Below are 24,234 nucleotides of genomic sequence, written 5' to 3'. Positions count from 1 at the left end.
AAAAGCAGTTAAAGCACTGGCAATAAATTTACCAGTGCTTTTGTTGTGCCTAGTCCATGACCTGGCAGATCAGGCCTTTAAGATAATATCCTTCTGGATAAGTCGTGATGACCGGATGGTCGGAGGCCTGAGTCAGGCGCTCAACAATTTTCACCGTGCGGCCGGCATCCAGTGCTGCATCAGCGACAATCTTTTGGAACAGATCGGCTGGCATTAAGCCGGAGCAACTGAAAGTTAGTAAGAAACCGCCCGGTTTTACAGCATGGATTCCATACATGTTGATATCTTTATAACCACGGGCAGCGCGATTCAGCGACGCTTTGCTATCAACAAATTTAGGCGGGTCCAGAATAACCATCTCAAACTGGCGCTGTTGCTCATGGTACTGACGTAACACCTCAAACACATCACCATTGACCATTTCAGCTTTTGTCTCATCCAGATTATTCAAGCGAATGTGTTCAGCGGCAAGAGATAGAGCAGAGTCAGATACATCCACATTAGTGATACTGGTTGCGCCACCTGCCAGTGCGTAGCAGGAAAATGTGCCTGTATAGCTAAAACAATTCAGCACGCTCTTGTCTTTTGCGTAATGGCCAGCTCGGGCACGGCTATCGCGTTGGTCCAGATAAAAGCCAGTTTTATGGCCATTAATGATATCCACCTTGATGCGAAGATTATTTTCCAGAATTTCGACCTGCTGAGGCGGTTCACCTGATAGCGGTCCGGTGACCGGTTCAAGGCCTTCTTTTTTACGGACATCCACATCAGAACGCTCATAAACCGAGCAGTCGGGCAGCACTTTATTCAGGGCCCATACTATTTTTTTACGCTGTTTATCAGCACCGGCGCTAAGCAGCTGAACCACCGCTACAGTGTTATATACATCAATAGTGACACCAGGAAGGCCGTCAGATTCAGAGGCAATTAGTCGGTAGCTGTTGGTGTTGGTAAAATCCAGAACACTGCGACGCAACGACATGGCCTGTTCTAATCGACGCACAAAAAAGCCGTTATCTACCGGCTCCTGTTGATTAAAGGTCCAGATACGAACCCGAATCTGCGACTCCGGAGAATAAGCGCCACGGCCCAGCCATTCCCCCTGACTACTGTAGACATCCACGGTATCACCCATCCGACAACGGCCTTTAACATTGGCGACCGCGCTGGCAAACACCCAGGGGTGACGGCGTTTTAAGGATTTTTCCCGTTCGGGTTGAAGAATGATACTTGCAGACATACTGATACCTAATACACACAGAGGCCGCGAGTATAGCGATTATCATCTGTTTTCACTAGACCAACGTAGACTTTGTCACGGCCAAAATATAATGGGGTTATTATGAGATTTGTTGATTTTGTTTCGGGGCAAGGGCCTGCAGCAATGTCGCTGGCGACTATGGATGCACCGACACCAAAAGCGCATCAGGTAAAAATTAAAGTGCATGCTTTTGGTATAAACCGGGCTGATACCATGCAGCGAATGGGAAATTACCCGCCACCACCGGGTGAAAGCGAGGTTCTTGGCCTGGAAGCATCCGGGGAAGTGATTGATATAGGCAGTGATGTGACACGCTGGAAAGTGGGTGACAAGGTTTTCGGTTTAATGCCAGGTGGCGGTTATGCCGAACAGGCTTTGGTAGATGAAGGGCACGTTATGCCCGTGCCATCTGGTGTAAGCATGGAAGAAGCAGCAGGCTTGGCTGAAGTGTTTTTAACTGCGTATCAGGTACTGTTTACTATTGGTCAGGTCGGGCAGGGAGACAAGGCTTTAATCCATGCCGGCGCATCAGGTGTTGGTCTTGCCGGGTTACAGTTGTGCAGACTGGCTGGTGTTACCACCGCAACCACGGCCTCTTCGGCAAAAAAACTGGCCCACTGCGAAAATATGGGAGCATCGGTTTTGATTAACTATAAGGAACAGGACTTTGCTGAAGTACTGGCAGAAAAGTGGCCTGAGGGGGCGAACACAGTTATTGACTTTGTAGCCGGAGATTATCTTAACCGTAACTTGAAATCACTGGCAGTTGACGGGACGATTGTTTATCTGGCTATGCTTGCCGGTCGCTATGCAGATAAGCTCGATATGGGGTTGATGCTGATGAAGCGCGCCCGGGTGCAAGGCTCCACACTTCGAAGCCGCTCCGATGAGTACAAGCGTCAGTTAATAGACAGTTTCACAGAAAGATTTCTGGGTGCATTTTCTACCGGCGAGCTGAAAGTCAATCTGGACACTGTTTACAATGTGGAAAATGTAGGCGAAGCGCACGCCCGGCTCGAGGCAAATGATACTCAGGGAAAAATCATAGTTACCTGGTAAACAGTCACCTGGTAATGTGAGCGCGAAAATAAAGTCGTCAAAGCAAGCACATCAGTACCCAGGAGGAAGGCGTTTCTCCTGGGCTGGTGGATATGACTAGCTCACAATCAGACACCCACAGAATTTTGATGCACAGCCAGCAAGGCTGGACATCCATATTTATATTGTCGCTTGGTGGCTGAAGCGTTAAACAGCAAGCATACCTGGCAGCCCCCACAGCCTGTCACACGGTACAGTCGATCAGTTCACAGGATTTTGGCAAGGTATTAAAAAACTCACACTGTGTTCGATGAAATGCCTACTCCCAGAAAAGCTCAGATTTCCTTATCAGATACTCCCTACTACCATTGTGTATCCCGCTGTGTACGCAGAGCATTTTTATGTGGCAAAGACAAACTGACCGGCCAAAGCTACGAACACCGGCGCGGCTGGGTGGAGCAGAGACTGTTATTTCTGGGAAAAATCTTCGCTATAGATATCTGCGCTTATGCAGTGATGAGCAATCATACTCATCTCGTTTTACACGTAAACAAAGAGCAGGCGCTTAGCTGGACAACCACTGAGATTATTCAGCGCTGGCATAGATTACACAAAGGGACATTGTTGACCCACCGGTATATCAATACTCATGACCGAAGTCATATGTCGACGTGTGAGTTAAACGCTGTGGAAGAAATCGCATCAGTTTACCGGCAAAGACTCTACGATATCAGTTGGTTTATGCGGTTACTCAATGAATTTATTGCCCGTCGCGCGAATAAAGAAGATGGCTGCACTGGCCGCTTCTGGGAAGGGCGGTTTAAGTCGCAAGCGCTGTTAGATGAAGGCTCTCTGGCTGCCTGTATGGCGTATGTTGATTTAAATCCTGTCAGGTCGAATATTTCGGCAACACCAGAAAATTCACAACACACCAGTATAAAAAAGCGAATAACAGCTGCCAGACTCAACTTACAGCCTCAAACGCTCTTTCCTATGAGTGACAACAGTGATGGAGGGAAGGACAACCAACTTCCTTTTAGATATGCCGATTATATCAAGCTTGTTTCAGTCACTGCTGATGAGATGGCATCAGAAAAATCAGGTGTTATTGACGAGATGGCCTCCTTTTATGAAGGGTTTGGATTAAATCAGGCACAGTTCCAGTGGCTGGTCGCTGGAGTCGAAACGCAATTTGCCAGTAAAATCAGCATAGACTTATGCAAACGAAAGTGGCGCTCTCAGAAAATGCAAAGAACAGGTTAGTCAGCGTCATCCCTGCACGTTATCCATACTCCGCCTACTGTCCCCTGCATAAATATGATGTTCTGGACGCCTACTTGGCGCTGATATTCTTATATTTATTGTTGGATTTTTTTCAGGTTTTTTCACTAATCGCCGTCGCTAGTAAAGATGCCACTTTAATTAAGACAACATGTGCGCAGGTGGGGACTCCCAACAGGCGTCTTACCTTTTACGTCGGTCACATTTGCCCATAGACACCCGCGCAAATCTTTTTTAATTAAAATATGGATGTCCAGTTATGGCTGGAAAGCATGGATAGTTGACAGTATGAGCGGATAAAGTGGCTGTCTAGTATGACCCCAATGCCACTTTGTTAGCAGCAACTGAGCTAAATGGTCAGGCAGGGAATAGAGAAGCATGTATATTGTGCGTTATCGTTTTTAGCCAGGAAGTAGCATGACATTTCGTATGAAGACAGTGCTCTCTCACTTAACTCAATTTCCTCAGCAACACCCTGATATAACAAATTTGGCTGGGATTGCAGGAGTATCTGAAGCAACATTTAAGCGTCACTTTAAGGAATTGTCGGGCGTGGGGCTGAGCACCTTTATGCGTATTTTCAGGTTGCGCAGAGCGGCCTGGCAACTGGCTTTTCGGCACACTATGAGTGTCCTGGATATTGCTCTTGAGGCCGGCTTTGCGTCACCCGAAGGATTTAACCGGGCTTTTTACCGGTGTTGCGGGATATCGCCCATCGCGTTCAGACAAAAGCCTGACTGGGCATACTGGCAGTCTGCAGAATCCATACTGAATTTGCTTCATTCAACCAATAAACACAACTCACCTGAAATCTCTGAAGAAAATTTTAAAGCGCTGCCACTGGCGCTAAAGATTCATCAGGGACCCCCTTCGGCCATTGCTGAGTCGGTGAGCCAGTTTATTCAGTGGCGTAAAGAATACGGCTCTGCACCAGGCTTCAGCCGCACATTTTCTATTTATTACGATGATCCTGCTACTACAGCGCCAGAGCACTGGCGATTGGGTATTGCCAGTAGTCATCGCCAGACAGTCAGGTTAAATCCCTGGCAGGTACACAATGCAACAATACCTGAATTAACCGTGGCAGCCTGTCGGATAACCGGGGATGAACGAGAGATTGGCCGGATGTTGCGTCTCATGCTCAGTCAGTATGCTGACAGACTGGACACCCACACGCATCCCCCGTTTGTTGAACGACATACCCTGTTCCCTGATGTGGCTGCGCATGAGGCGCAGCAAACCTTGTATCTGCCTATTATGAAGACGGTGTAAAACCTTCATCAGGTTGGGTGGGGTGGTTGGCAGCTTCACGGGCCAAATCATCGCACCGTTCATTTTCAGGATGACCGGAATGCCCCTTTACCCAGTGCCAGTTCATGTCATGCCGGCTAACAGCTTCATCCAGTAGCTTCCACAGGTCGGCGTTTTTAACCGGCTTTTTATCTTTAGTTTTCCAGCCGTTTTTACGCCAGTTGTGAATCCACTGATTGATGCCGTTTTTTACATACTGGCTGTCGGTTGTAATCTCAACCTGGCAGGCTTCGTTTAATGCATTCAGGGCCACAATAGGAGCCAGCAACTCCATTCTGTTATTGGTTGTCTGATAATACCCGCCGCTAAGTTCTTTGCGATGATTGTTGTAAATCATTACGGCGCCGTAGCCTCCCGGCCCGGGATTTCCCAGACAGGATCCGTCGGTAAATATATGAATGGTTTTTTTGGCCACTTGTGCTCCTTTTTTGCTATTCACCCATAGTCAGCCACTATGGGGTTGGTATACTAGCAAAAACCTATGCAGTAACGAGATATTTATCATGCGTCAGATTGTTCTGGATACAGAAACCACGGGTATCGACCCTAAAGAAGGCCACCGGATTATTGAAATCGGTTGTGTAGAGTTGGTAAACCGTAAACTCACAGGCAATCACTTTCACGTTTACATCAACCCGCAGCGTGAGATTGAAGCCGAAGCCATTGAAGTACATGGAATTACCAATCAATTTTTGGCTGATAAACCGTTATTTTCGGATGTGGCCGATGATTTTATTTCGTTTATTCGCGGAGCCCAGCTGGTTATCCATAATGCGCCATTTGACGTTGGCTTCATGGACCATGAATTCAGACTAAATAGCCGCACTAAAAGTACAAAAACAGCGGATATCTGCTCTGTTCTGGATAGCCTTGCGCTGGCCAGAAAAGTGCACCCGGGGCAAAAAAATAACCTGGACGCATTGTGTAAACGGTACGGCATTGATAATAGCCACCGACAACTACACGGCGCTTTGCTGGATGCGGAGATCCTTGCCGATGTGTATCTGATCATGACTGGTGGCCAGACCAAACTGAATCTGGCCGGGCAAAGCGGAGAGGAAACTGATGATGGGAGCATTCGGCGCGTTGCACGCACGGCAAAAAAATTAAAGGTTATCAAAGCATCCGCCGATGAATTAGAACAACATGAAGCACGACTGGATATCGTGCAGGAAAGCGGTGGACAATGTTTGTGGCGAGCAAATCAGGGCGAATAACCTTTTCAGGTAAGACTTTCAGACTGGCGGTACTGATTTCGGCGGGGTTAACTATTCCGTCTGCATTGTCGCAGGAGCCAGCCAAGGCGCAACCTGATTCTCCTCCCATTGCCTCTCTTGGCAATGAATATCAAAATTCTATAGCACTGCTAAAAAACCGGTTTCGTGTCGATTATAACGTCGAAGAAGTGACCATGATTTTCTTCCGGGAATTTGGCTCGGCGCCGGTGGTGCTGGTCAGGCCGGATGGCTCAAAGATTTTCCAGACCCAGGCTGAACAGGAAAATGTGGTCTGGTTTGACGATGACACTTTTGACATGGTCACCATTAAAAACCCTGTTCCCGGCCCATGGCAGGCGGTTGGGCAGATAGTACCGGGAAGCAGGATAATGGTGGTATCTGACATTGCTCTGCACGCCCAGCCTCTGCCCGAGGTCATTTTTTCAGGCGAAATTTTAAAGCAAACAGCCCGGCTAACCAATGGGGGAGAGCCTGTCAGCGAGCCAGGGTTTCGCGACGTTGTTGCCCTGGACATAGAGTTTGTCAGCACGAATAATCCAAATTACGACAACTTCAGCTCAGACCGGGAAGTGATAGCCCGGTTTGAGGATAATGGTCGGGGAATGGACGAGCGCCCGTCCGACGGGGTGTTTACCGGCCAGTTTAATTTAAATGTGGCAGCCGGAGAGTGGAGGCCTGTGTTTAGGGTCAGCACGCCGATGTATACCCGTGAGCAGGTTGATGCGCCGGTTATGCTATATCCCAATCCAGTCTCAATGTCGGTCGAGCAGGTCGAACAGGAAGGCGAATACCATACGCTGAGCATCGCAGCTGACCCGGCTCTCATCCAGACAGACACTTTGCTGATTGACGGGAAAGTCCGCTATCCCAACGGGGATATCCAGAATTTTTCAATTACCGAGCCACAGCAGGGGGTTCGCACTCAGCAGATTCTGAACATAGATATTGGTACTTATGCGGTAAAGCTCACTACTTATGGGCAAACCATCAGTGGCCGGGATTTTATTCTGGATGTCCCTGAATTTCGATTTGATGTAGAGCCGGCACCTGAAGAAGACATTCAGGGTGAGGCTATCACCGCCCCTGAAGATAATGGACAGGCACCAGAGCCAGACACCTCTCAGCCCCAAGAGTCCGAAACGATGCAGGACAGTACCTTATATATGCTATTGGGGGTAGTGAACGGGAGTATTCTGCTAATAACAGGGCTTATTGTTGGGTTTGTTGTATGGCGACGTAAAAAAGCGGCGGCGCCGGTGGTTACTGAACCTTCGGTGGCCAAGAAAGAAACAAAAACCACAGAGGCAGATCTTACTGCAGAGACAAAACCGGGTTTACTGGCAAAACTCACCGGTATTTTTAAGAAAAAACCAAAAGATAAGAATGAATAAGGGCGGCTTCGGGTAAAATTTCAGCATAGCTGTTCGTTGTTGCAGCATTATGTCGATTAGTTGAACAAACAGCCCCAATTTCATTATTTTATGCAAAAAAAGCATTGACTCTAATAATCAATAACCGTAATATCTGCGCCGCAGTGAGGGGGAGAACACTTGATGTGAAGTTCCAACTTGCTGATAGTATTGAAAAATGTGGAGCGGTAGTTCAGTTGGTTAGAATACCGGCCTGTCACGCCGGGGGTCGCGGGTTCGAGTCCCGTCCGCTCCGCCACTTTCAATACTCACAAGCTAAAGGCTTCGGAGCGGTAGTTCAGTTGGTTAGAATACCGGCCTGTCACGCCGGGGGTCGCGGGTTCGAGTCCCGTCCGCTCCGCCATTTAGTTTGTACAAGTTAAAATCCTTAGTGGAGCGGTAGTTCAGTTGGTTAGAATACCGGCCTGTCACGCCGGGGGTCGCGGGTTCGAGTCCCGTCCGCTCCGCCACTTTAACTTGTACGATTTAATATCCTTTAGCGGAGCGGTAGTTCAGTTGGTTAGAATACCGGCCTGTCACGCCGGGGGTCGCGGGTTCGAGTCCCGTCCGCTCCGCCAATTTGCTTGTACAATAAGATATCCTTAGTGGAGCGGTAGTTCAGTTGGTTAGAATACCGGCCTGTCACGCCGGGGGTCGCGGGTTCGAGTCCCGTCCGCTCCGCCACTATCTTGTACAGCACGTCATCCTTTTGTGGAGCGGTAGTTCAGTTGGTTAGAATACCGGCCTGTCACGCCGGGGGTCGCGGGTTCGAGTCCCGTCCGCTCCGCCAACTTCCCCAAAATGCAGTCGTTGTCTCGTAACTGCATAAAATTCCTTTTATTATCTGTCTGTTTCTTGGTTCAACACCTTTATCACGGTAATATTTGCCTAAGTAAAAATTGGTAAATAGATTGTGGTGATGCAAGAAATTCTAGTTTGTCAGAACATCAGTAAAACTTATCAGGATGGTGCTGCCACGATCCAGGTATTGGATCGCATTTCATTCTCTGTTCACGCTGCTGAGCACATCGCTATTTTGGGCAGTTCAGGCTCTGGAAAAAGTACGTTACTGCATATATTGGGTGGGTTAGATGACCCCTCTTCAGGCAATGTTTTGTTCAAGCAACAGTCATTATTTTCCCTGGGCTCAAAAAAGCTGGCAAGCCTGCGTAATGCACAAATGGGCTTTATTTATCAGTTTCACCACTTATTGCCCGAATTTACCGCACAGGAAAACGTAGCTATGCCCTTGCTTATTGGCGGAGAAAAGCCGGCGAAAGCGCAGCAAAGGGCGGCAGCATTGCTTGAAAGAGTCGGACTTTCTCACCGGCAGACGCATAAACCATCAGCGCTATCTGGCGGAGAACGACAGCGTGTGGCCATAGCACGGGCACTGGTCAACAACCCTGCACTGGTTCTGGCCGACGAGCCTACTGGAAACCTTGACCATCAGACCGGCGTTCAGGTATATCAGTTGCTGAAAGAACTCAGTTACGAGTTGGGGACCAGTTTTGTGGTGGTGACGCATGATACAGAACTGGCGCAACAGATGGACCGCACGTTAACAATTCAGGATGGCCATATTCTGCAACAAAGCAAGGGAGCGAGTGTATGAATCTGGCCTGGCAACTGGCCCAGCGGTTCAGGCAGGCTCGCCAGAAAAATGGGTATATTTCCTTCATTTCTTTTTCTTCTACATTCGGCGTAGGGCTGGGTTGTTTTGTTTTAATTACATTACTCAGCGTGATGAATGGTTTTGAGCGGGAGCTTATCAATCGGGTGTTAGCTGTGATCCCTCACGGCGAGTTATATTCGGTAGATAATCAGGGCATTCGGAACTGGCCGGCCGCCATAGATTCGTTAGAGCAGGACCCTCGGGTGGCTGCAGTGGAGCCATATACAAAGATCACCGGTATGATTCAGCAAAAAGGTCATTTAAAACCGGTTGAGCTGACCGGGCTGAGTACCCAACGAGCCAGCCACGATCAATGGTTGCAGCAAGTGAGTCAGGCGGACTGGCAACGATTTGCCAGCGAAGAAAAAAGTGTATTGCTCGGCAAAGGACTGATTAAAAAATTAGCGCTGGAAATAGGCGACAAAATAACGGTGTTGGTGCCTACCACTTCCAGCGACCTGACCTTTAAAGCGCCACGGTTGATGAAACTGACGTTAGCAGGTTCTTTGTCTATTGGTGGTGAGCTGGATAATCATCTTGGGATGATGCACCTGGAACAGGCTTCTGAGTATGCTGGGATAGAAAGCGGAGCTCAGGGGCTTCGCCTGACTTTCCATGATCCTTATCAGGCAGCAAGTATTATTCGCGAGATTGGCTACTTATTTCCACAGTCAGTATATATGTCCAGCTGGACGCGAACTCAGGGGCATTTGTACAGTGACATTCAGCTGGTTCGCACCGTTGTTTACATTGTTCTGGTGTTAGTCATTGCGGTGGCCTGTTTTAACATTGTATCGACACTGGTTATGTCGGTTCGGGAAAAGCGACCTGCGATTGCTATTTTAAAGACCATGGGTGCATCGGATGCATTGATAGGCCGAACTTTTATTTATCAGGGGCTTATCAACGGTACAGTTGGTATCGTGTGTGGAACCTTACTGGCTATTCTGATTGCGCCTAATTTATCGCGTATTGTCAGCAGTATTGAATCAATTCTTAATGTCGAAATACTTTCCGGTGACATTTATTTTATTGACTTTCTGCCCTCGCAGCTTAACTGGACAGAAGTGGCAACCACAATGGTAGTTGCCTTTCTGCTTGTCATTATATCTACACTCTATCCGGCCAGGAAGGCGGCTCAAGTGGCCCCGGCCAGCGCATTGAATGGGTGAGTATCAGTCAGCTGCCGTCGATTGGTAGGATTGTCCGTATATGTTGTATGGACAGTGACTTTAAGCTTTTTGATTAAGTGACTGTCCTTTTTATCCTTAGGTACCCCAGCTTACCCACTGCTTTTTAAAGCTGGCTCGCCTCTGGTTGGCAGAGAGCCTGTTGCACCCGGGTGAGGGTGCGGAGCTACGGGTGTCCTGTTTGACGTTAGTCAAGCTTGCTTAGAGTGACTGTCCACAGGAGAGGTAGCTGTGTTTACTTGCCTGGACAGTCACTTTGAGCTCTCTTATTAAGTGTGTGTCCTTTCGCCTTATTCTTAGTCACCCTATCTTACCCAGTGCTTTAAAAAGCAGGCTCGCCTCTGGTTGGCGGGGAGCCTGTTGCACTCGGGTGAGAGTGCGGAGCTATGGGTGTCCTGTTTGACGTTAGTCAAGCTTGTTTTGAGTGACTGTCCACAGGATAGATAGCTGTGTTTACTTGCCTGGACAGTCACTTTGAGCTCTCTTATTAAGTGTGTGTCCTTTCGCCTTATCCTTAGTCACCCTATCTTAGCCAGTGCTTTTAAAAACAGGCTTACCTTTGGTTGGCAGAGAGCCTGTTGCATCCGGGTGAGAGTGCGGGGCTATGGGTGTCCTGTTTGATGCTGTTTGATGGTAGTCAAGCTTGTTTTGAGTGACTGTCCATCAGGGGAGTAGGATAGGTATCCAGTTAATGTTCTTCGGGTTTGAATATCGCTAAAAAGTGTAAACTGATACTCATGACAGATTTAAGCAGAAATCAGTATCGGGCATGAGTAAAGGGGCAGGGGGGGAATAGTATAAGAGGAGGGAGATTACTGTTTTACCGTGACGAAGTGCTAAACAGAAAAGCACCACCACCTGTAGAAGGTGGTGGCAAACCAGGTCAGGCGTTTTTACTCGCTGTGTCCAGGTTAAGTTCTTCTTCTTTCTTACCGGCGTCTATGTCGTTGTAGCAAGTTTCATCAAGCTCTTTTTCGCTTTTTGCAATAATACAAGCCACAGTACAGTCACCGGTTATGTTGACTGCGGTACGGGTCATATCAAGCAGTCGGTCAACACCAATAATAAGAGCAATACCATCAATAGGCAGGTTAACCTGTTGCAGAACCATCGCCAGCATAATCAGGCCCACTCCGGGAACGCCAGCAGTTCCGACTGACGCGAGGGTGGCAGTTAATACCACCATCATGTAGTCAGATACACTCAGATCAACACCATACACCTGCGCGATGAAGACCGTAGCCACACCCTGCATTATCGCCGTACCATCCATGTTGATGGTTGAACCCAGCGGCAGCGTAAATGAAGATACAGATTTGCCAATGCCCAGCTTATTCTGCGCGGTTTCCATGGTTACTGGCAACGTAGCACTGGAACTGGAGGTAGTAAACGCAAACTGGATAGCATCACGCATTTTGATAAACATCATCTTTGGGCTTAAGCCAGTTAACCCTTTTAGTAACAGGGAATAAGTCACCAGACCATGCAGTATCAGTACAAACAGTACCAAAAAGAAGTACTTCGCCAGACTTCCCAGCATATCCGGTCCAATCGTGCTGAACAGCTTGGCCATTAATACGAACACACCATATGGCGCCAGATTCATGATAATGGTAACCAGTTTCATGATCACACTATTTAAGTCTTCAAAGAAGCTGGCGACGCGTTGACCGGCATCACCACACATGGCCATTGATACACCGAATAGCACTGCAAAGATAATAATTTGCAGCATCTTGCCTTCAGCCATTGCGTTGATGGGATTAGTCGGGAACATATTGATGAAGACCTGAGACAGCGAGGGAGCTTCCTTAGCCACAAATGAGGCGTCTGAGGTCATTGGAACGCCAGCACCAGGCTGTACAAGCAAACCCATACCAATTGCCAGTGATATTGCGATGGCAGTTGTGAAAATATACAAGCCAATGGATTTAACTCCAAGCCGACCGAGTTTGCTGGGGTCGGTTAGGCTGGATACGCCACACACCAGAGAAACGAATACCAGAGGTACAACCAGCATCTTAAGACTGGCGATAAATATTTGGCCTAAAGTGGAAAATATACCTTCTACCAGAATGCTATACGTGGAAAACGTAGAACCAAATATCGTGAAACGGAGATCTCCGCTATCATCAAAAACCAATTGAAGCAAAACACCGATAATGATTCCGGCGAGCATGCCGATAAAGATTCTGGTGGTAAGACTAAACTTATGCGTGTTTTGAGACATGAATGTTCCCTTGCAACTTCTGTTCTTATTTTTGAATTCGCGCAGTAGTGTGCCAGATTCCACTGGGATTTAAACAATAAAAACGTAACAAATACGATAAACAGAGGTTCAGGAAGACGAATATGCGAACATTTACCAAGTCGCTCTTATTCATAGCCACATTAGGGACGCTATCAGCATGTGGGGGCGGCGGTTCGATTGAACGCGACGGCACCAGTTCAACAGGAACCACCACTGAAACGGGAACCGAACAGTCTGAGACCACACAATATACGGTCAGTGTAGCTCTGCAAAATAGCAACGCGGAGTCAGACAAAAATCTTACACAGGGCAATTCGCTTACGGCGATTGTTCAGGTGCTCGACCAGAACGGCAATCCAAAGGCCGACACATTAATTACGTTTACGCTATCAAATGACGAACTGGCTAATTTTTCCAACGATACCGGCACCGCCAGCACCAACGAAAATGGTGAAGCCAGTATTGGACTAACCGTGGGAAGTGCTTCAGGTGACGGTCAGCTGACGGCAACGACCGCCAATGGCGAAGTAGGGACTACCACGTTTTCTTCTTCAGGTACAACTCAGGAAAGCGAGCAACCTGCAAGCCTGAATCTTTTCACCGACAAAGTCCAGTTGCCGTCCAGCGGCTCAGATAGTGCTCAGTTAATCGCACTGGTAAAAAATGCACAAAGCGTATTAATGGAAGGCCAGTCTGTTTCTTTCTCAGCGCCAGCAGATTCAGGGGTAGAGATTCAGGTTGATCAGGCACAAACAGATGCCAGTGGACGGGCTTTGGCAACCGTTTCTACCCGAAACAATTCAGAAAATCGAACCGTACAGGTGACAGCCCGGGTTGGGGAGCTAACTCAAACACTTGATGTTGACATAAGTGGGACAGAAGTCACCATCAATGGTGCCCAGTCAGTGATTCTGGACGATGATGTTGAGTTGACTCTTCGTGTCCAGGACTCCGACGGTGTTGCTATTGCCAATCAGACTATTGTTCTTGAAGCTGATGCAGGCAGATTAGCCCAAAATTCTGTTGTTACCGGCAGTGACGGGCAAGCGTCAGTAGTCTACACAAGCACTACACCTGGCGAGGCGACAATTACAGCCACTTCATTAAATGCACAGACCTTATTTACTATCAATGTGCAGGAAGATAACTTTACATTTTCGGGTATTCCGGATACTGATGTTGAGTTAAAACAAAATCAGGAAATTACGATTACTTGGGAGAAAGGTGGCAATCCTTACGCTGGCGGGCAGGTTACATTTACGGCTTCACGTGGTGAAATAGCGGCTGGACAGGAAAGTGCGGTTACTGATGCTCAGGGGCAAGCGACATTTACTATCAGCTCAGATAATGCAGGTATATCTGCAATTACCGCAACAGGTATTGACGACGACAATGAGCAGGTTAGCGCCCGGGCTCAGATAGAATTTATTGCAACGGTACCTGCTGCAATTGAAGTTGATGCTACACCGGATATTATTGGGCCAGATGGACAAACCAGCACCATTAATGCCATCGTGCGTGATGATGAGGGGAATCTGGTTAAAAATGCAGTAATTAGTTTTACTGTGGACGATACCAGCACAGGCTCCATTTCACCTTCGCAGGCCACAACTGATTCCAACGGTGTCGCTTCCACCGTTTTTACCTCTGGAGCAGTGTCAAGTGAAGATGCGGTATCTGTTGTAGCCCGCTACGTTGATAACACATCTGTGTTTAACAGTGTTTCACTGACGGTCGGTAATCGTGCTTTTGATATCTCTGTTGGCTCTGGCAGCGTTCTTCAGGAAGCTGATAACTCAACCTATCTGAAAGAATTTACTGTATTTGTGACTGACTCTGCGGGCAGACCAATTGAGAATGAGCAGTTGACCGTCTCAGCCACACCCGTCAAGCGTGCCGATAACGGTGAATACCGTCAGGGGTTCTGGAACTGGAACGATGAAGACTCCATCTGGTTCCCTGTATTTACTCGTTACTGTTTCAACGAAGACCAGAACGCAGATGGAATCCTGCAGCCTTTGGAAGATGATAACGGCGATAATCTGCTAACACCAGGCATTGTAGGGGCAGTGACTTTTAAAGATGATGATGTCACAGATGCCAACGGGCAAGCCATTATTGAACTTCGATATCCTAAAGAGTATGCAATTTTCACGGACGTTGAACTATCTGTATTTACACGCTCTACAGGCAGTGAGGCAAGTACATTTACTCGCTTTACATTGCCTGTTCTATCCACGGATATTACTACCGAGTCTGTAACTCCACCTGCCAGTCCGTTTGGAACCGGCAATACCAATTGTGCTGTTGTAAATTAAATAACACGCAGTACTCTTAGAAAACCAGCCTCCGGGCTGGTTTTTTGCTTTTGAATATAAATATTCGCTAATACGATTTACTTCGGCTGATTGATGCGCGCGAAAAGCAAGTTCAAAAGAAAAAATATGCTAATAAACACCCACTCAAAACCAGCCAAAAGTGCCTGTTCACATTTTTACATGATGACTTCAAAAAGTAATAAACGGAAGGTGATTTTCTGGACACCCATATATATTATCGCTATCTCGGCTACACGAATAATAAGCACTAAAGCAATAATGCGCGGATAGACCGTCGCCGAAAAAGTGCTCGTCCTGAATACCCCAGAATATCCCACAGGCTATCGCATAGAGATTGTCTTGCGTGACCGTCGAATGACTTCTACAAATCAACCAGATGGACACCCACACACGTCACCGCGGTTCAACCTACAGCATTAACTGGTATGAAATAAAAAGGGTGCTTGTCTGGGATGCCCTTGTTATCACACGCACGGATAGATAGACGCAAAAAAGTGCCTGTCCAGTAATCAGGTAGTCCAGTAATCAGGTATCCAGAATGAGATCGCCCAGATTCCTGGAACGTTATAAATGTGCCTGTCCAGATTATCGTGGATTACTTTCGAATGACTTTGACAATTAACCGGATGGACACCCACACTCATACCTGATGCCGCGGTTGAACTTAAGAAATTAACAGGCACAAAAAAGGGCACCTGTGTGAAGTGCCCTTGTTTATTACTTGCCCGGCCCATCTGGCCTATTGAACATAGCTTTGTGCTATCAGGCCTGCTGGAAGGGGTACACTGAGCCCAGTTTTAATAACTGAGTCAATTCGTCCAGAGCAGTACGTGACTCAATCAGTAATTGTGGATCGCGCAAATCATCCTCACTTAACTGATCACGGTAGTGCTTATCCACCCAGGCATTCAGGCGCTCAAACTGGGTGTCGTTCAGTAACGTGTTCTGGTTTACAGCATCCAGTTCTGCGTCGTTCAACGCCACGCGTAATCGCAGGCAAGCTGGCCCACCACCATTTCGCATACTTTGCTTAACATCAAAGAACTTCACTTGCTTGATGGGGGTGTTCATGGTCACCAGTTCTTCAAGATAGCGACTGACCGCTTCATTCTCCTGACACTCAGACGGCGCAATAATCGCCATGGTGTTGTCCGGTAACGTAATAATCTGGGTGTTGAACAGATAGGTTTTCACTGCATCAAGCACTGACACCTGCGATGTCGGCACTTCAATAAAATGGAGCGGATTATCGCCAAACTTCTGTTTTACTTCATTAAGTGCAGTACTGGCATTGTGAAACGCCTGCTCGTGGTAGAACAGCACATTCTGATTTCCCACTGCAATGACATCATTGTGAAATACACCCTGGTCGATAACATCAGGGTTTTGCTGGATATACACCACTGACTCGTCTTCTAAGCCGTGGAGTCGCGCAATGGCCTGAGATGCCTCAAGGGTCTGGCGCGCTGGATAACGCTGTGGTGCGGGCTTGCTGCTATCAAAAGCATAGCGTCCGTACACAAACAGTTCTACGCCTGCATGGCCGTACTGGCTGCATAACCGGGTATGATTTGCCGCCCCTTCGTCACCAAAGTGTTCGTTGTCCGGTAAATGCGTGTGGTGAGCAAAATATTTTTCGTTTGCAAATGTACCGCGCAGTATGCGGCCGGTAACTTCCGGCTCCAGTGAGCGATGGAATTTATTGGTCAGATTTGCCGGGGTAAAATGTACTTTACCGTCAGCAGTATCTGCACTTGGCGAGACAGTTGCTGCGTTGGCTGTCCACATACTTGAAGCTGAGCAGCATGCCAGAAAAACCTTGGGCGCCTGTTTGGCGGCATTTTCAAGCACGGTGGCATCTGAGCCGGTAAAACCGAGGCGGCGAAGTGTATTGATATCCGGGCGCTCCTGCGGGGCCAGCACGCCCTGTACCATGCCCATGTCAGCCAGTGCCTTAGCTTTGGCCAGGCCTTGTTTGGCTGCCTGGCGAGGGCTGCTCACAGCATTAGCGTTGCTTTGTGATGCCACATTGCCAAATGACAGCCCGGCGTAATTATGCGTCGGGCCAACCAGACCATCAAAATTCACTTCAAAATGCTTCATGCGTCCCTCAATTAATGTTGAATGACATAAAACTGTCACTATATAAAGGCGGTCTTTTTATGCGAAGGTGTATTCATCATGCTAGTTGGTATAGCATAATTTGCAGTAAAGACACGGCTGAATGGCTGGCATTATACGGCTTTTCATTGCCTTGCCAATCGTGCCGGCTATAAAGTGAACAGTTTTTGGTGGGGAATGAAGCGCTTGTCAGAATAACTATTAAGAAGATCTTGTTTTCCATTCACTTTGTAGATATATGTTAAAAAAGCATTGGCTCCGTATGACTTGGTCACGGGGCTGAAAATTCTAAATGTAGGCGTAGTAAGTCTATAATTTAAAACAGGTTTATTTCTAATTTATGGCAAAATCACTGGTCATCGTCGAGTCTCCGGCCAAAGCAAAAACGATAAATAAATATCTCGGTAAAAATTTTATCGTTAAATCTTCTGTTGGCCATGTTCGTGATCTTCCAACCAAAGCGCTGGGGAATGTCGAGCCGAAAAAACCAGCAAAAGAGCTGAAAACGTTATCTGAAGAAGAGCGTTCTGAGTACTTGCGAAAATATGAATATCGCAAGCTGGTTGATCGTATGGGTGTGGATCCTGAAAATGACTGGCAGGCCCACTATCAGGTGCTGCAAGGCAAGGAAAAGGTCGTTAATGAGCTGAAAAAGCTGGCCAAAGATGCTGACACTGTCTATCTGGCAACGGATTTGGATAGGGAGGGGGAAGCGATTGCCTGGCATTTGCGAGAGCTGCTGGGGAATAAAAAGGCCGACTATCAGCGCGTGGTGTTTAACGAAATCACCAAAAATGCGATTCAGGAAGCCTTTTCCAAGCCAGGTGAGGTCAATGTTGACCGGGTAAATGCGCAGCAGGCCCGTCGTTTTCTGGACCGGGTTGTTGGCTTTATGGTATCGCCGCTGTTGTGGAAAAAGGTTGCCCGTGGCTTATCTGCCGGCCGGGTACAGTCTGTGGCTGTGCGTCTGGTGGTCGAACGTGAGCGCGAAATTAAAGCGTTTGTCCCGGAAGAATTCTGGGACATTCATGCCGATCTGACATCGCAGGATAAAGCTGCTTTGCGTATGCTGGTCAGCAAGTATCAGGAAAAAGCCTTTAAGCCGGTTAATAAGACGCAGGCCGACAAAGCGGTAAGTGATCTGAAAGACGCGCAATATCTGGTACAAAGCCGCGAGTCAAAACCCACGCAAAGTCGTCCATCTGCGCCGTTTATTACGTCAACACTGCAGCAGGCAGCCAGTACACGTCTGGGGTTTGGCGTTAAGAAAACCATGATGATGGCACAGCGATTATACGAAGCCGGGCATATTACGTATATGCGTACTGACTCAACCAATCTTAGTAAGGAAGCACTGGATAGCTGTCGTGATTACATCAGCGATAATTTTGGTGGCAAATACCTGCCGGAAAATCCCAATCGTTACGGCAGTAAGGAAGGCGCGCAGGAAGCGCACGAAGCCATTCGACCTTCCAATGTTAATATCAAAGCTGACAGCCTGGGTGATATGGAGCGAGATGCTCAGCGTCTGTATGAATTAGTCTGGCGTCAGTTTGTTGCCTGTCAGATGACACCGGCAAAATACGATGCGACCACGATTCGGGTGGCAGCAAATGACTACGAGCTGACAGCAAAAGGCCGCGTTCTGCGCTTTGATGGCTGGACCCGGGTGCAGCCGCAAATTCGCAAAAAAGGCGAAGAAGATCTGTTGTTACCGGATGTGAAACAGGGCGATAAACTTGACCTGAAAGATTTAGATCCCAAGCAGCACTTCACCAAGCCGGTCGCCCGTTTCAACGAGGCATCACTGGTAAAAGAACTGGAAAAGCGTGGCATTGGACGCCCGTCAACATACGCAAGTATCATCTCTACGATTCAGGATCGTGGCTATGTGCGGTTGGAAAACAAACGCTTCTATGCAGAAAAAATGGGTGAAATCGTTAACGATCGCTTACTGGAAAACTTTGTTGACCTGATGAGCTACGATTTTACTGCCAACATGGAACAGCAGCTGGATGATATTGCCGAAGGGGATAAAAACTGGAAGCAAGTGCTCAATGCGTTCTATGAGGATTTTTATGCCAAATTGCTAAAGGCTGAAGCCGATAGCGAGGAAGGCGGAATGCGCCCGAATCAGGCCGTACCGGCGGGTATTAACTGTGATAAGTGCGGACGTGAGATGAATGTTCGCACAGCCAGTACCGGTGTATTCCTGGGCTGTTCGGGGTACAATTTACCGCCGAAGGAGCGCTGCACCAATACGATTAATCTGGTGCCTGGTGATGAAGTGGAAAAAGTGGCTGACGAAGAGCAGGAGACCGAAGCATTACGTGCCAAACGGCGCTGCGATAAGTGCGGTACAGCCATGGACAGCTACCTGGTTGATGAAACCCGTAAGCTGCATGTGTGCGGCAATGCGCCTTCCTGTGATGGCACTTATGTTGAAACCGGCACATTTAAAATCAAAGGCTATGATGGCCCGATTATCGAATGTGATAAGTGTGGCAGCGACATGGAGCTGAAAAACGGTCGTTTTGGCAAATACTTTGGCTGTACAAACAGCGAATGTAAAAATACCCGTAAACTGTTGCGAAACGGTGAAGCTGCTCCTCCGAAAGAAGATCCGGTCGATTTACCTGAGTTGCCCTGTGAAAAGTCTGATGCTCACTTTATGTTACGTGACGGTGCTTCAGGCATTTTCCTGGCCGCGCATAACTTCCCTAAAAGCCGGGAAACACGGGCCCCTAAAGTTGAAGAACTGGCTCGGTTCAGAGATAGAATTTCACCAAAATTCTTCTATCTGGCTGATGCGCCGCAGCAGGACCCAGACGGTAATCCGACCATCGTGCGTTTTAGTCGTAAAACCAAGCAGCAATATGTGATGTCTGAAAACGAGAGTGGTAAGGCATCGGGCTGGTCTGCCTGGTACGAAAATGGCAAATGGGTGGAAAAAGACACCCGCAAGAAATCGAAATAAGGAGTAATCCTGTGGCATCACTTCAGGACCAGCTACTCAAAGCAGGGCTGGCAGATAAATCCTCTGCCCGCCAGGCGCGTCAGGAAAAGCGAAAAAAACAAAAGCTCAAAAACAAAAATAAGCAAGACGTTGTTGATGAGAATAAAGTTGCTGCACAGCAGGCACTTGATGAGAAAAAAGCGCGTGATCGGCAGCTAAATGAGCAGCAACAAAAAGAGCGTGAAGAACGCTCCGTTGCGGCTCAGGTGCGCCAGTTAATAACCCTGAACAGTCAGTCGAAAGGCAAGGACGAAGGCGTGCTTAACTTCACCGACAATAATCTGGTCAAACGGATGCCGGTAAGCGAAGCGGTACGTAAGCTGGTCACTCAGGGTCGTCTGACGGTGGTCAGACTGGATGAGGAGTATCATCTGGTACCTACGCCGGTGGCAGATAAAATCGCTCAGCGTGATGAAGCCTCGGTGATTTATCGCGCCGATACTAAAGCGGAGGATCAGGCTGCTAGCGAAGAAGATGACTGGTATGCTGATTTTGAAATTCCGGATGATCTGACCTGGTAACAGTGATGGTCTTAGAATCTAAAAAGCCTCTGAAAATCAGGGGCTTTTTTGTTATCAGCAGGCGTTAATCTGTTTTTAATGTTGTTTTCAGGTCAATTTAAGTTGCGCCCGGTATTCTGTGTCTGTCCATTAAGAGGAATACCCTTATGAAAACCTTGCCAGTCGCAGTTGCTTTACTCACTTTATCCAGTCATTTACCAGTGATGGCCAACGTGGTTCCAGACGACACAATTCATGCTCAGCGAGCGTTGCTTGCAGAGCATAGTCATTTTACAGGTCCACAGTCCCCCCGGGATATCAATCAGTTCAACGGGAATAACCCTCAGTACTTTGGCATGGCACCGTCACACACAAAAATGAATCTGTGTAATATCCATTTTCACGCCAACGCAGAGCATAAAGGAGGCGAGTTTACCCGCTATGCAGGCAATGGTGATGGTAAGGGGTACGGCACCGGATTTTTATACAGTGGCCAGCTCAGTGATGCTCAATTACGTCCGGTATCTGGCAAGGTCTGCCCGGTGAAAGAACACAGCCTGCTCCCCGGAGATACAATAGAAGTGCATTATGTTTTTTCCTCAGCGCCGGTTACGCCTGGGGCCAGCTTAAACGCGTGTTTGTCAGAGCAAAGCATGAACCCGACACTACGGGTGGAAACGCAAGTGATGGTACTGGCAAATGATGCTCAGGCGGCTGACTTTAAAGAACTGGCCGCGGTGAGTCAGCAGGGCACTTATGCTCAGGCGCCGAATATCCCGGATGATACCGGTACGCCGGTCGTTTACGCAGGCTCAACCACCGGTCCCGGTTTTAATGAGTCGCCATCACCACTAAAAGTCACTTGGAGCGTACGCCCGCAGGTAAAAGTCGCGGATATCAATTCTGTTGCCGACTGGTGCGAGGATAATCCCTTTAACGAACAGGGCGCACACGGTGTACGTAATCTGGTGACAAACCCTGAGCTATTGTCGGTTATTTACTAGCCGGTAACCGTTGCCGCGTAGTGTCTGAATAGTCACGTCAGGCGCTGCGCTGAGCTTATTCCGTAACCGGCTGATGTATACATCCACAATATTTGTCATCGGATCACTATTGGCCTGCCATACCCGGCTTAAGATTCGCTCTCGCGTGAGTACCTTGCCAGTGTTCTGGGCAAAATACAGCAACAGTTCATATTCTATTTTCGTGCACGGTAGCTCCTCACCGGCCAGGGTTATTAGCCGGCACTGCGTATCAAATTGCAGGTTACCAACGGTAATACTGTGCAGCCCGGCGCCGCTGGTTTCAGTGTTCTGGCCGGGACGCCGCCGGCCAAGTGCCATTACCCGGGCCAGCAACTCATCAAAGTCGAACGGCTTGCACAAATAATCATCTGCTCCCTGTTGTAGGCCGCTAATGCGCTCTTTCACATCATCAATTGCGGTTAGTAGTAGCACCATGGGTGGAGTAGGTAATGCGATGATTTCTGGCAGTAATGCTACCGAATCCTGATCGTCAAACATGCGATCAAGTATCAATAGATCAGGCTGCTCTTGTTTTAGCCGGGTCAGGACATTGTGTAGCTGAGTTTCGGTAATGCATTCATTGCCTTCCGATATCAGGCCACGATGCAGAAATGCTACCAGAGGCGCTTCATCATCAGCGATTAGTATTTTCATGATGTATTCCGGTCGGTAAAGTAAGCGTAAAAACAGAGCCTTCGTGCAACACCGAGGTAGCGGTAAGCGTTCCGCCATGAGCCTCTGCCAACGTTTTAGCTATGGCCAGTCCTAATCCAACACCGCCTTGCTGGCGCTTAAAGCGGACAAACCGCTCAAAAATCCTTTCAATTTCAGTAGGTGAAATACCCTGGCCATGATCTGAAACGGAGATCTTCACGTGATTGTCCTGAGTTTGCATGTGCCTGTCCATGGATTGAGCAGTGTGGGTGTCCTGAGTTTGCATGTGCCTGTCCATGGTGGGAGCAGTGTGGGTGTCCTGAGTTTGTGAGTGCCTGTCCATGGTGTGAGCAGTGTGGGTGTCCTGAGTTTGCATGTGCCTGTCCATGGTGTGAGCAGTGGGGGTGTCCTGAGTTTGTGAGTGCCTGTCCATGGTGTGAGCCGTGGGGGTGTCCTGAGTTTGCATGTGCCTGTCCACGGTGTGGGCAGCGTGGGTGTCCTGAGTTTGCATGTGCCTGTCCATGGTGTGAGCAGCGTGGGTGTCCTGAGTTTGTGAGTGCCTGTCCATGGAGTGGTTTAACGAATGAAGCGTGATAGTAATAGGCTGATTAGCATCTGAATAGCGGGTGGCATTATCCAGCAGAATAGTCAGGATCTGGCACACCCGCTGGTGGTCAAAGGGCAGCGCGGTATAATGGTCGTGTGTAAGATCCTCAAAACAAATCTGGCGCTGTGGGTGTTGTCGCTGCCAGCGCTCGGCAAGCTCTCTTATACAGGCGGTCAGGTTATCAGGTCGAATGTCCAGCACCAGCTGGCTCATCTCGGAGCGGGCCAGCAGTAATAAATCATCAACCAGCGTACTTAGCGCTACAGCTTGCGATAAAATAGCTTCCAGAGTATGCCGGTATACCTCGGCGGTTTGACTTTGCTGACGTAAGGTGACCTGCGCCTCGCCACGGATAATCGTCAGGGGAGTACGCAGTTCATGGGAGACATCTGCCATAAACTGGCGACGTTTTGTATCCTGCTGGGTGAGTTGCCGGTTAGCTTCACTTAACGCCTGTGTGCGCTGGCTGACCTCAATTTCCAGCGCCTGTCGGGATTGCTCTTCCCGGTTCTCTTGTTCCGCCATTTTGCTTGCCAGCTGATTCAGGGTGCTGGCCAGATCGGCAAACTCCTTGTCCAGGGTATCCGGCATTCGGGTTGAGAAGTCTCCCTGACTAAGAGCTTTAGCGCCGCTATTAATCACATTCAACGGGTAATAGAGCTGATTAAACAGCCAATAGCAGCCAAGGATGATAAACGGGAAGGTAATAAGCCCAAGCCCTGCTGTAAACCATACAATGGCGGTATTAAGTGTCTCGGTGGCGGCATTGAGCTGATTAACTACTCGGCTTTGCCGGGACACCGCGGCATTAATGGCTTCCCGGAACTGGTTGTCGATGGTGTTTTCAAGCAACTCCTGCACGCGCTCCTGCTGGGCCAGGGGAGTCTGGTCCTGACTGGCAATAATACTTTTAAATTCACTGACAATATCGTTTATCAGAATACTCAGCCCAGCGGTATCCTCGACACTGCCCCGGGTTGCCTCAACTCCCAGTGCCTGGCGCTGTTCCTTTTCCAGGCTGGCAATTAATGTCAGTGACTGAGAGATTTGTTGCTGTTTATTGCGTACTTTGGCCTGATTGGCATTTTGGCCGAATATCAGCTCATCGGTTAATTGTTTAAACAATCGGTAGGAAATACTGGATAACTGCTGATGCTCTATGAGCAACCGCTGTGCAAGCTGGCTTTGCTGCAGGTTTTCCCGCGTAAGGTGAGCGGTGATCGCTGCACTGCCCAACGCTATCAGTAGCACCAGGGTAGAAATAAAACCAAATATAAATAGTTTTCTTTTATACATATCAGTTCTGCCTGTTTCTTGT

17 protein-coding genes and 6 tRNA genes are annotated in these 24,234 nt (G+C 48.3%); 17 read left to right on the top strand and 6 right to left on the bottom strand.

Translation table 11 applies throughout. The features are described 5' to 3' along the window. Positions 1 to 49: 49 nt before the first annotated feature. On the bottom strand, positions 50 to 1,240 hold the full coding sequence (locus tag EZV72_RS10745; protein WP_137167249.1) for a class I SAM-dependent rRNA methyltransferase: 1,191 nt from the start codon (positions 1,238 to 1,240) through the stop codon (positions 50 to 52). A gap of 102 nt (positions 1,241 to 1,342) precedes the next feature. Between EZV72_RS10745 and EZV72_RS10740 the strand changes: the two genes are divergently transcribed. The 3 genes from EZV72_RS10740 (at position 1,343) to EZV72_RS10730 (ending at position 4,852) form a co-directional block, all read left to right on the top strand. Beyond that, positions 1,343 to 2,320: an NAD(P)H-quinone oxidoreductase gene (locus tag EZV72_RS10740; protein WP_137167248.1), complete on the top strand. Its 978-nt coding sequence runs from the start codon at positions 1,343 to 1,345 to the stop codon at positions 2,318 to 2,320. A gap of 282 nt (positions 2,321 to 2,602) precedes the next feature. Further along, positions 2,603 to 3,562, top strand: a complete 960-nt coding sequence (locus EZV72_RS10735) for a transposase (RefSeq protein ID WP_408640814.1) — start codon at positions 2,603 to 2,605, stop codon at positions 3,560 to 3,562. 435 nt (positions 3,563 to 3,997) lie between these two features. Beyond that, the gene (locus EZV72_RS10730; protein ID WP_137167247.1) at positions 3,998 to 4,852 is read left to right on the top strand and encodes an AraC family transcriptional regulator; all 855 of its coding nucleotides are present in this window, start codon (positions 3,998 to 4,000) and stop codon (positions 4,850 to 4,852) included. Here EZV72_RS10730 and rnhA read toward each other — a convergent pair. After that, positions 4,836 to 5,306: a ribonuclease HI gene (gene rnhA, locus EZV72_RS10725; RefSeq protein ID WP_137167246.1), complete on the bottom strand. Its 471-nt coding sequence runs from the start codon at positions 5,304 to 5,306 to the stop codon at positions 4,836 to 4,838. The two genes, EZV72_RS10730 and rnhA, sit on opposite strands and share 17 nt — an antisense overlap. 88 nt (positions 5,307 to 5,394) lie before the next feature. Between rnhA and dnaQ the strand changes: the two genes are divergently transcribed. The 10 genes from dnaQ to lolE all read left to right on the top strand — a co-directional run bounded on the left by dnaQ (position 5,395) and on the right by lolE (position 10,385). Beyond that, on the top strand, positions 5,395 to 6,108 hold the full coding sequence (gene dnaQ, locus EZV72_RS10720) for a DNA polymerase III subunit epsilon (protein ID WP_137167245.1): 714 nt from the start codon (positions 5,395 to 5,397) through the stop codon (positions 6,106 to 6,108). Then, on the top strand, positions 6,078 to 7,520 hold the full coding sequence (locus tag EZV72_RS10715; protein WP_137167244.1) for a TIGR03503 family protein: 1,443 nt from the start codon (positions 6,078 to 6,080) through the stop codon (positions 7,518 to 7,520). The genes dnaQ and EZV72_RS10715 overlap by 31 nt, the downstream gene beginning before the upstream one ends. A gap of 200 nt (positions 7,521 to 7,720) precedes the next feature. Continuing rightward, positions 7,721 to 7,797, top strand: a tRNA-Asp gene (locus EZV72_RS10710). Positions 7,798 to 7,825: 28 nt separating this feature from the next. Next, positions 7,826 to 7,902 (top strand) — tRNA-Asp (locus EZV72_RS10705). 29 nt (positions 7,903 to 7,931) lie between these two features. Beyond that, positions 7,932 to 8,008 (top strand) — tRNA-Asp (locus EZV72_RS10700). A 31-nt stretch (positions 8,009 to 8,039) separates the two neighbouring features. Further along, positions 8,040 to 8,116, top strand: a tRNA-Asp gene (locus tag EZV72_RS10695). 29 nt (positions 8,117 to 8,145) lie between these two features. Further along, positions 8,146 to 8,222: transfer RNA gene (locus EZV72_RS10690), tRNA-Asp, on the top strand. A gap of 29 nt (positions 8,223 to 8,251) precedes the next feature. After that, positions 8,252 to 8,328, top strand: a tRNA-Asp gene (locus EZV72_RS10685). Between the two features lie 129 nt (positions 8,329 to 8,457). Then, positions 8,458 to 9,153: a lipoprotein-releasing ABC transporter ATP-binding protein LolD gene (lolD, locus tag EZV72_RS10680; RefSeq protein ID WP_137167243.1), complete on the top strand. Its 696-nt coding sequence runs from the start codon at positions 8,458 to 8,460 to the stop codon at positions 9,151 to 9,153. Beyond that, complete coding sequence (lolE, locus tag EZV72_RS10675; RefSeq protein ID WP_137167242.1) at positions 9,150 to 10,385, top strand: lipoprotein-releasing ABC transporter permease subunit LolE; 1,236 nt, start codon at positions 9,150 to 9,152, stop codon at positions 10,383 to 10,385. The genes lolD and lolE overlap by 4 nt, the downstream gene beginning before the upstream one ends. A 901-nt stretch (positions 10,386 to 11,286) precedes the next feature. Here lolE and EZV72_RS10670 read toward each other — a convergent pair. Further along, a complete protein-coding gene (locus tag EZV72_RS10670; RefSeq protein ID WP_137167241.1) occupies positions 11,287 to 12,633 on the bottom strand; it encodes a dicarboxylate/amino acid:cation symporter in 1,347 nt (448 codons plus the stop codon). A gap of 122 nt (positions 12,634 to 12,755) precedes the next feature. Between EZV72_RS10670 and EZV72_RS10665 the strand changes: the two genes are divergently transcribed. Then, the gene (locus EZV72_RS10665; RefSeq protein ID WP_137167240.1) at positions 12,756 to 14,972 is read left to right on the top strand and encodes an Ig-like domain-containing protein; all 2,217 of its coding nucleotides are present in this window, start codon (positions 12,756 to 12,758) and stop codon (positions 14,970 to 14,972) included. Between the two features lie 783 nt (positions 14,973 to 15,755). Here the strand turns inward: EZV72_RS10665 and astB are convergent. After that, on the bottom strand, positions 15,756 to 17,096 hold the full coding sequence (gene astB, locus EZV72_RS10660; protein WP_137167239.1) for an N-succinylarginine dihydrolase: 1,341 nt from the start codon (positions 17,094 to 17,096) through the stop codon (positions 15,756 to 15,758). Between the two features lie 358 nt (positions 17,097 to 17,454). Here astB and topA point away from each other — a divergent pair, with 358 nt between their 5' ends. The 3 genes from topA (at position 17,455) to EZV72_RS10645 (ending at position 21,634) form a co-directional block, all read left to right on the top strand. Continuing rightward, on the top strand, positions 17,455 to 20,091 hold the full coding sequence (gene topA / locus EZV72_RS10655; protein ID WP_137167238.1) for a type I DNA topoisomerase: 2,637 nt from the start codon (positions 17,455 to 17,457) through the stop codon (positions 20,089 to 20,091). 11 nt (positions 20,092 to 20,102) lie between these two features. Beyond that, positions 20,103 to 20,651, top strand: a complete 549-nt coding sequence (locus tag EZV72_RS10650; protein ID WP_137167237.1) for a DUF2058 domain-containing protein — start codon at positions 20,103 to 20,105, stop codon at positions 20,649 to 20,651. 146 nt (positions 20,652 to 20,797) lie between these two features. Next, positions 20,798 to 21,634: a delta-class carbonic anhydrase gene (locus EZV72_RS10645; protein WP_137167236.1), complete on the top strand. Its 837-nt coding sequence runs from the start codon at positions 20,798 to 20,800 to the stop codon at positions 21,632 to 21,634. Here EZV72_RS10645 and EZV72_RS10640 read toward each other — a convergent pair. Further along, positions 21,614 to 22,309: a response regulator transcription factor gene (locus tag EZV72_RS10640; protein WP_137167235.1), complete on the bottom strand. Its 696-nt coding sequence runs from the start codon at positions 22,307 to 22,309 to the stop codon at positions 21,614 to 21,616. The genes EZV72_RS10645 and EZV72_RS10640 overlap by 21 nt on opposite strands. Next, positions 22,290 to 24,212: a sensor histidine kinase gene (locus tag EZV72_RS10635; RefSeq protein WP_137167234.1), complete on the bottom strand. Its 1,923-nt coding sequence runs from the start codon at positions 24,210 to 24,212 to the stop codon at positions 22,290 to 22,292. Before EZV72_RS10635 ends, EZV72_RS10640 begins: the two co-directional genes overlap by 20 nt. Between the last annotated feature and the right edge of the window lie 22 nt (positions 24,213 to 24,234).

Origin of the sequence: Salinimonas lutimaris (assembly GCF_005222225.1) — a bacterium.
Taxonomy (GTDB): Bacteria; Pseudomonadota; Gammaproteobacteria; order Enterobacterales; family Alteromonadaceae; genus Alteromonas; species Alteromonas lutimaris.
The sequence above is the reverse complement of the archived record's forward strand: the minus strand, read 5'-3'. Positions and strand labels throughout refer to the sequence as shown.

Coding starts and splice junctions, on each gene's coding strand:
- EZV72_RS10745 (WP_137167249.1), bottom strand. CDS start 1,240: ATGTCTGCAAGTATCATTCTTCAACCCGAACGGGAAAAATCCTTAAAA.
- EZV72_RS10740 (WP_137167248.1), top strand. CDS start 1,343: ATGAGATTTGTTGATTTTGTTTCGGGGCAAGGGCCTGCAGCAATGTCG.
- EZV72_RS10730 (WP_137167247.1), top strand. CDS start 3,998: ATGACATTTCGTATGAAGACAGTGCTCTCTCACTTAACTCAATTTCCT.
- dnaQ (WP_137167245.1), top strand. CDS start 5,395: ATGCGTCAGATTGTTCTGGATACAGAAACCACGGGTATCGACCCTAAA.
- EZV72_RS10715 (WP_137167244.1), top strand. CDS start 6,078: ATGTTTGTGGCGAGCAAATCAGGGCGAATAACCTTTTCAGGTAAGACT.
- lolD (WP_137167243.1), top strand. CDS start 8,458: ATGCAAGAAATTCTAGTTTGTCAGAACATCAGTAAAACTTATCAGGAT.
- lolE (WP_137167242.1), top strand. CDS start 9,150: ATGAATCTGGCCTGGCAACTGGCCCAGCGGTTCAGGCAGGCTCGCCAG.
- EZV72_RS10670 (WP_137167241.1), bottom strand. CDS start 12,633: ATGTCTCAAAACACGCATAAGTTTAGTCTTACCACCAGAATCTTTATC.
- EZV72_RS10665 (WP_137167240.1), top strand. CDS start 12,756: ATGCGAACATTTACCAAGTCGCTCTTATTCATAGCCACATTAGGGACG.
- astB (WP_137167239.1), bottom strand. CDS start 17,096: ATGAAGCATTTTGAAGTGAATTTTGATGGTCTGGTTGGCCCGACGCAT.
- topA (WP_137167238.1), top strand. CDS start 17,455: ATGGCAAAATCACTGGTCATCGTCGAGTCTCCGGCCAAAGCAAAAACG.
- EZV72_RS10645 (WP_137167236.1), top strand. CDS start 20,798: ATGAAAACCTTGCCAGTCGCAGTTGCTTTACTCACTTTATCCAGTCAT.
- EZV72_RS10640 (WP_137167235.1), bottom strand. CDS start 22,309: ATGAAAATACTAATCGCTGATGATGAAGCGCCTCTGGTAGCATTTCTG.
- EZV72_RS10635 (WP_137167234.1), bottom strand. CDS start 24,212: ATGTATAAAAGAAAACTATTTATATTTGGTTTTATTTCTACCCTGGTG.